This is a genomic window from Kitasatospora sp. NPDC056531 (assembly GCF_042794375.1).
GTDB lineage: Bacteria > Actinomycetota > Actinomycetes > Streptomycetales > Streptomycetaceae > Kitasatospora.
Map to the genome: position 1 here is coordinate 1 of NZ_JBHTTU010000187.1, position 6,112 is coordinate 6,112.

7 protein-coding genes are annotated in these 6,112 nt (G+C 76.6%); 1 reads left to right on the top strand and 6 read right to left on the bottom strand.

Features of this window, described 5'->3' with window-relative positions:
- Positions 1-578, bottom strand: a 578-nt coding sequence (locus ACFQ87_RS43710) for an RNA-guided endonuclease InsQ/TnpB family protein (protein WP_380616609.1), incomplete at its 3' end; no start/stop codon positions are given.
- 135 nt (positions 579-713) lie between these two features.
- Between ACFQ87_RS43710 and ACFQ87_RS43715 the strand changes: the two genes are divergently transcribed.
- Positions 714-1,136, top strand: a complete 423-nt coding sequence (locus ACFQ87_RS43715; protein ID WP_380616611.1) for a hypothetical protein — start codon at positions 714-716, stop codon at positions 1,134-1,136.
- A gap of 59 nt (positions 1,137-1,195) precedes the next feature.
- On the opposite strand, the gene ACFQ87_RS43720 is transcribed toward ACFQ87_RS43715, so the two are convergent.
- From ACFQ87_RS43720 to ACFQ87_RS43740, 5 genes are all read right to left on the bottom strand, one after another.
- Positions 1,196-1,858, bottom strand: a complete 663-nt coding sequence (locus ACFQ87_RS43720) for a hypothetical protein (protein WP_380616613.1) — start codon at positions 1,856-1,858, stop codon at positions 1,196-1,198.
- Entirely contained in the window at positions 1,855-3,285 is a 1,431-nt protein-coding gene (locus tag ACFQ87_RS43725; RefSeq protein WP_380616614.1) for a DUF58 domain-containing protein, read from the bottom strand. The genes ACFQ87_RS43720 and ACFQ87_RS43725 overlap by 4 nt, the downstream gene beginning before the upstream one ends.
- Positions 3,282-4,340, bottom strand: coding sequence for an AAA family ATPase (locus ACFQ87_RS43730; protein ID WP_380616615.1), 1,059 nt, complete (start codon positions 4,338-4,340; stop codon positions 3,282-3,284). The genes ACFQ87_RS43725 and ACFQ87_RS43730 overlap by 4 nt, the downstream gene beginning before the upstream one ends.
- Before the next feature lie 149 nt (positions 4,341-4,489).
- Complete coding sequence (locus ACFQ87_RS43735) at positions 4,490-5,029, bottom strand: hypothetical protein (protein ID WP_380616616.1); 540 nt, start codon at positions 5,027-5,029, stop codon at positions 4,490-4,492.
- Positions 5,026-6,036, bottom strand: a complete 1,011-nt coding sequence (locus ACFQ87_RS43740; RefSeq protein ID WP_380616617.1) for a DUF4129 domain-containing protein — start codon at positions 6,034-6,036, stop codon at positions 5,026-5,028. The genes ACFQ87_RS43735 and ACFQ87_RS43740 overlap by 4 nt, the downstream gene beginning before the upstream one ends.
- Positions 6,037-6,112: the final 76 nt, after the last annotated feature.

Below are 6,112 nucleotides of genomic sequence, written 5' to 3' on the forward strand. Positions count from 1 at the left end.
CCGAGGTCGATGCCGATCTCGGCATCGACCTCGGGCAGGTGGACCGGTTCCACGTCCACGACGAAGCTGGCGTGGTACCGCCCGGACGGGTCCAGGACGATCGTCACGGACGACGGGTCGGCGGGCAGTGCCCGCGACCACTTCACCCGCACATCACCGATCTTCGCCAGGTTCAACTTCCCGTTGCCCCGGATACGGAACCCGTTGCGGGTGAACCGCAGCGACTGTCGGCTGCCCTTGCGGGACTTGAACCGGGGCAACCCGACCGGACGCCCCTGCCGCTTGCCGGACACCGAGTCGAAGAAGTTCCGGTACGCGGTGTCCAGATCCCGAAGGGACTGGATCAGCGGGTCCACCCCGACCGAGGCGAGCCACGCCCACTCGGGGGTCTTCTTCGCCGCCGTGATCACCAGCTTCTGCACATCGGCGCTCTTGGGGAAGGGCAGGCCGCCCTTGCGGGCGTTCTTCCGCGTCGCGAGAGCGTCGTTGTACACCACCCGCGCACACCCGAACGTCCGAGCCAGCGAAGCACGCTGACCCACCGTCGGGTAGATGCGATAGGAGTATCGAAGGTGCACGAGAGCAACCTACCGACAGGCACTGACAACAGCTCACGTCAGACCCCCCCGAAGATCACTCCGCCGCTTCGCGGCTCCAAGCCAAGGCCCCATTCCTCCCCAGCCTGAAGGCCAGGGCATCCTGGGAGAAAACAGGTGAACGGCCGGGGAGGGTACTGGACGGTGGAGAACATGGGCGAGTTGGACGAGCTGCGGGCACGGCTGGCGGTGCTGGAGGCGGAGGTCGACCGCCTGCGCGAGGAGTCCGCGGCGACGCGCGCGCCGGCGGCGCCGACCGGCCGTGACGGCGCGGAGGTCCGCCCCCGCGCGCCCCAGCGCACCCCGGTGCCGGAGGAGGTCCACCCGGACCGGGCCGGGCAGCGCCAGTCGATGACCCGGCTCGCCGATGCCGTCGGCGTCATGGTCTCCGACCAGGCGGAGCAGACCATGCTCCTACGGGCCCAGACCCGGACCCTGGAAACCCAGAGCACCACGCTCACCAAGCACAGCCGGTTCCTGGAGAGCCTCCTGGAGGGCCAGTCCGCGCTGTTCGAGGAACTGCGCCGGGACGGCAGGTAGGCACCGGGCGACCCGGCGGTGGGGACGGCCCGGACGAAGGGCCGCCCCCACCGTCGCGTTCACGGGCCGTCAGGGGGCGGCGTCGGCTCCGGGCGTAGGGCCAGGCCCACGCCGACGGCGGCCGCGGCCAGGCCCAGCACGGCGAGGGGGCGGGACCACTCCCCCGCCGTGGTGGGCGCGAAGGCCGACGGCAGGACCAGCAGCGCGGCGGTCAGGGCGGCGGCCGCGGAGGCGGGGCGGATGCTCGGGCGGCGGGGGCCCAGCGCGTCGAGCAGCAGCAGGTGGCCGGCGAGCAGGACGGTCACCGCGAGCGCCCGCCACCAGGACGGCTCGCCGAAGGCCGCGAGCAGGACAGATCCGGCGGCGAGGAGCGTGGTGCGGGTCGCCGACAGGCGCGCGTGCCAGGCGGCCGGGGCCGGGCCGTCCGCCGCGGGGACGGCGGCCCACAGGGCGCCGACGGCGACCGGCAGGAGGACGACGGGCCCCAGCCGGTCGGTGAGCGTGCCGGTTCCGGTGCCCGCCGCCGCGAGGGCGAGGGCGGTGCCGGTGGCGCGCAGGGCGGCGCGTTCGAGGCGTCCGGCCCGGTCCGCGCGGTGGGCGGACCGGGGGCGGCGGGCCGGTTCGGCGACCGTACGGGCCGGCGGGCCCGGCTCCGTGGCGCGCACCGGCCTGGTCGCCGAGCCGGTCGCCGGGGCGGTCCTGGTGCTCGACGGGCCGGTCATCGGGCGGCTCCCGTGATCCGGCGGCGCAGCAGGGGCCCGAGGGCCAGGTCCAGGGTCTCGCCGGGCGTGTGGCGGACCACCGGGATGCCGCGCCCGCGCAGGGTGGCGCGCATCGCCTCGCGTTCCGCGTGCCACAGGCGCAGCGCGAGGGCGTCGGTCTCGTCGTCGGGGCGGGCCGCCGGTTCCCCGACCGGGATCTCCACCACGACGAGCGGGTTGCCGCGTTCGCGGACCTGGCCGAGGACGTCGAGGATGCGCTGGTCGGCGAGCGGTGTGAAGGCGTAGACGAGGGCGTGGCCGGGCAGGGCCGCGAGTGGCAGGGGTGGGAGGGGGCCGCGCCGGGAACGGTCCTGACGGACCTCCAGCACGCTCTCCACGATGCGGTAGAACTGCCGGTCCCCGGTGGAGGCGGTGAGCTGGCGCAGGCGTCCGCCGACCGCGACGAGGCCGATCCGGTCGTGCCGGCGCAGGTAGGCGCGGGTCAGGCCGGTGGCGGCGCGCAGGGTTTCGTCCAGGCTGCGCCGCCCGGTGGCGGTGTCGATGTAGTCGGCGAGCGTGTCGAGCAGGACGACGGCGTCGGCGGCGCGTTCGGCGGCGAACTGGTTGATCTGGACGGCGTCGCGGCGGGTCGTGGACGGCCAGTGGATCCGCCGTTGCCGTTCGCCGGGCACGTACGGGCGCACGCCGACGACCTCGATGCCGGTGCCCTCGTGCGCGGTGGTGTGCTCGCCGATCCGTTCGGGCAGGCGGACCGGGATCGGGGTGAGGCGGGCGGCGTCGGGGACGGGGAAGACGTCGACGGTGCCGAGGTCGGTGCGCACGGTACGGCGGGTCAGGCCGCGGGCGTCGGGCACGTCGAGGTCGACGACGCCCAGGTGCCGGCGGCCCCAGCTGTCGGCGCGCAGGACGAGGTCGACTCCGTTCGGGGTGACGGTCAGGGCGTCCAGGGCGAGGCCGGGGCCGAGCGTCACGACGGGCTCGGGCGGGCCGATCCGGCCGTCGTGGTCCACGGTGACGTGCACGGCGACGGGCTCGCCCTCGAAGCAGCGCCGCGGCCGGGCGGTGCTCTCGGCGGACAGCCGGGTGGGGCGGCTGCGTCCGGGGGCCGCCAGCGCGAGCAGGACGGCCGCGAAGGCGGCCGGGGCGAGCAGCCAGGCGTGGCCGGTGACCAGGGCCGCGACGGCCGCGACGGTGGCCACCGTGAGCAGGCGCAGGGTCTGCTCACCGGCCCGCCAGTGCGGCGGCGGCGGGCTGTCGGGCAGGCCGGCGGCGCTGGCCCGGGCGCTGCGGGCGACGGCCAGGGCCCGGGCGCGGTGGGCGAGGCGGTCCGTGCCGTCGGCGGGCGGGGCGGTGGCCGGGGCCTGTGTGGTAGCCGGCTCGGCCGGGGCCGCGTCCTGGGCGGGGGCGGTGGCCGGGGCGGGATTCACGGTGTCACCGTGCGGGGCAGCGTCTGCGGCGCGGGAACGGAGGCGATCAGCCGCGCCATCACGTCGTCCGCCTCGATCTGGCGCACCCACAGTTCCGGCCTGAGCGTGATGCGGTGGGCCAGGGCCGGGCCGGCCAGCGCCTTGACGTCCTCGGGGGTCACGTAGTCACGCCCCTCCACCATGGCGTGGGCGCGGGCCAGTTGGATCAGCGCCAGGCCCCCGCGGGGCGAGGCGCCCACCTGGATCTGCTGGTCGTTGCGGGTGGCGTCGACGAGGGCGATGACGTAGTCGACCAGGTCGTCGTCGACCTCGACCCGTTCCACCGCGGCCCGCATGGCGAGCAGTTCCGCCGGACCGGCCACGGTCTCCAGGACCGGCTCGGGGGCCGCCCGGTCGATCCTGGCGCGCAGCATCGCCGCCTCCGTGGCGGTGGGGAGGTAGCCCATGCGCACGCGCAGCAGGAAGCGGTCGAGCTGGGCCTCGGGCAGGGTGTAGGTGCCCTCGTACTCGATCGGGTTGGCGGTGGCGATGACCAGGAAGGGGTCCGGCAGGCGGCGGGTGGCGCCGTCGACGGAGACCTGGCCCTCGGCCATCGCCTCCAGCAGGGCGGCCTGGGTCTTGGGCGGGGTCCGGTTGATCTCGTCGGCCAGCAGCAGCTGGGTGAACAGCGGGCCGGGCCGGAACACCATCTCGCCGGTGTTGCGCTCGTAGAAGGGCGCACCGGTGACGTCGGAGGGCAGCAGGTCGGGGGTGAACTGGATCCGGCGGAAGTCCAGGCCGAGGGTGGTCGCGAACGAGCGGGCCAGCAGGGTCTTCCCGAGCCCGGGCAGGTCCTCGATCAGGACGTGGCCGCCGGCGAGGGCGCCGAGCATGACCAGGCGCAGTGCCTCGGGCTTGCCGACCACGGCCCGTTCGATCTCCCCGATCACCGCGCGGGCCCGCTCACCGGCCTGCCGCGGGGTCAGCGCCGGTACGTCCTGCGGTGCCTGCCCCGGCACCGTGCCCGGGCCGGCGGGGTGGGCGGGGCCGTGGAGGGTGGTGGAAAGGTCGGGCATGACTCTCCTGCGGAAACGATTCGGTCGGTGACGGGGGCGGTGAGGGGGCGGTGACGGGGGCGGTGCAGGGCGGTGCGGAGAGGCGCGGCCGCCCCGGCTCCGGGCCCGGATCCGGGTCAGGGGGGCGTTCGCCCCTGGGACGCGGTGGGTCACAGGGCGTCGAGCCGGTCGACGAGCTCGCGCACGACCTCCGCCGGGAAGACCTCGGCCGGGACGGGCGCCGCGGGGTCGATCCACGGCCACAGCCGGGGCCCGAGGAGTTCGGCGGCCCGGTCGCCGTCGGCCGACAGGTCCAGGCCGTGGACCTCCGCGAGCCGTACCGCGTACAGCCGTCGGAGCCTGGCGCGCAGCGGCGCGGCGTCGCCCTGGGGGTCGAGGCCCTGGCGGACCGTCCAGCGCCAGTCTCCGAGGCCGGGCTCGTACGCCTCCATCTGCCGCGGCCGGCGGCGCAGGGAGAGGGGCTCGGCTCCCGCGCCGGCCACGCGGCGGGCGACGAGCAGGGCGGTGACGGTCAGCAGGACCGCGCCGGCCCCCGCCCCGGGCCAGCCGCCGACCAGGGCGAACAGGATCTCGGCGAGGACGGCGGGCGCGGCCAGCTCGATCAGGCTGTGGCGCACCGAGCCGGGGCGGGCGAGTTCGCGGTCCGCCCCGTCCGCGGGCCCGTCGCGGTGGGGCGTCGCGCTGCTCATCGGTGCTCCCCCTGCGCTGCTCGTCGGTACTCCCCCGCGGCGACCTCCCCCGCCGCGTGCTCCCCCGCGGTGTGTGCCCCGGTGGCCGCCGGCGGGGGTGCGGCGTCCGCGAGCCGGGCGGCGATGGCGTCCAGGGCCGTACGGGCCCGGCGCACCTGGTCGTCGTCCATCCGGTGGGTCGAGTACCGGGCCTCGCGGAACAGCGCGGTGAGCTCCCGCGCCCCGGTGGCGTCGACCCGCTCGTCGGACAGCGCGCGCCGCAGCAGCTCCGTCGGGCTCTCCCAGGCGCGCCGGGGCAGGCCGGAGGCTGCCAGTGAGCCCTCCATCGCCGCGTAGCAGGCGATCACCGCCGCCCGGGCGTCCGCCCCCTCCAGGGCCCTGCGGCCGGAGGCGACGGCCTCGACGAGAGCGGCCTCGGGGGCCGCGGGCGGGGCGGGCGGCACCGCCGGCGCCTCCCGGCGGCGGACCCGCAGCCGGAACACGAGGACGGCGCCGAGGACGACCACGGCCACCGCCGCCAGGGCGAACAGTGCCGTGACCAGCACCTCGAGCACCTCGCCGGCGGCCGGCGGGACCGGTACCCGCGGGGACGACGGGACGGCCTCGGGGGTGACGGTGGGCATCACCGGCCGCGGGCGGGGCACGGCGACCGGCCCGGATTCGGCCCGGCCGCGCAGGACCAGCAGCAGGACCGGCACCGCGGCGGCGGCCAGCGGCAGCAGGAGCATGGCCGTCTCCCGCAGGCGCTCGGCCCGGGGTGTCGGCCCGTCGAGATGGCGGACCTCTTCGCGGAAGCGCACCGCGAACCTGCCGACCAGCACGGCCCAGCCGAGCCCGAGCAGCACCACGAACCCCAGGCCGGCCACCGGCCCGGTCGCAGCCGTGCCCAGGAGCCCGCCCTCGGGCCGCAGCGCCGCGGCAGCCACCAGCAGCCCGACGACGACCAGCAGCACCCCCGCCGTCCGACCGCGCCGCCGGCGCGTACGCGACGGCGATCCACCGCTCATGCGAAACCCCCCGGTTCCAACGCGCGCGACGGCGCGCGACATGCAGCGTCGCACACCAGCCGTCACGGTGTCACCT

What these genes read in the sequence shown, in the direction of transcription:
- ACFQ87_RS43720 (WP_380616613.1), bottom strand. Translation starts at nt 1,858, where the DNA reads ATGACCGGCCCGTCGAGCACCAGGACCGCCCCGGCGACCGGCTCGGCG.
- ACFQ87_RS43730 (WP_380616615.1), bottom strand. Translation starts at nt 4,340, where the DNA reads ATGCCCGACCTTTCCACCACCCTCCACGGCCCCGCCCACCCCGCCGGC.
- ACFQ87_RS43735 (WP_380616616.1), bottom strand. Translation starts at nt 5,029, where the DNA reads ATGAGCAGCGCGACGCCCCACCGCGACGGGCCCGCGGACGGGGCGGAC.
- ACFQ87_RS43740 (WP_380616617.1), bottom strand. Translation starts at nt 6,036, where the DNA reads ATGAGCGGTGGATCGCCGTCGCGTACGCGCCGGCGGCGCGGTCGGACG.